Annotated in this window: 1 protein-coding gene; it reads right to left on the reverse strand. The window is 61.9% G+C overall.

The genetic code is table 11. The annotated features are described in order from the left end of the window. Positions 1-75 precede the first annotated feature (75 nt). The coding region (locus tag KVT39_RS36535) for an aldehyde dehydrogenase family protein (protein WP_217591435.1) at positions 76-459 on the reverse strand (384 nt) is incomplete at its 5' end.

A 459-nucleotide genomic window follows, 5' to 3' on the forward strand; every position in this document is an offset into this window, starting at 1 on the left:
GCTTGAAACGATTACGACGCTACATCAGTAGCCCGATGAAATCAGCGCCAACAACACGCCAATCCCACCCCGACATCAAACATCAAACTTCACCCCCTGCGCCAGCGGCAACTGCCGGCTGTAGTTGATCGTATTCGTCGCGCGACGCATATAAGCCTTCCACGCATCCGAACCCGACTCGCGCCCGCCGCCCGTTTCCTTCTCGCCGCCGAACGCGCCGCCGATCTCCGCGCCGCTAGTGCCGATGTTCACGTTGACGATCCCGCAGTCGCTGCCCGCCGCCGACATGAACTGCTCGGCCTCGCGCATGTCGTTCGTGAAGATCGCCGACGACAGGCCTTGCGGCACCGCGTTGTGCACGTCGATCGCATCCTCGAAGTTGTCGTAGACCATCACGTACAGGATCGGTGCGAACGTCTCGCGCTCGACCACCGCCGATTGCTTCGGCATCCGCACGAT

The organism is Burkholderia sp. GbtcB21 (assembly GCF_019091065.1).
GTDB lineage: Bacteria > Pseudomonadota > Gammaproteobacteria > Burkholderiales > Burkholderiaceae > Burkholderia > Burkholderia pyrrocinia_C.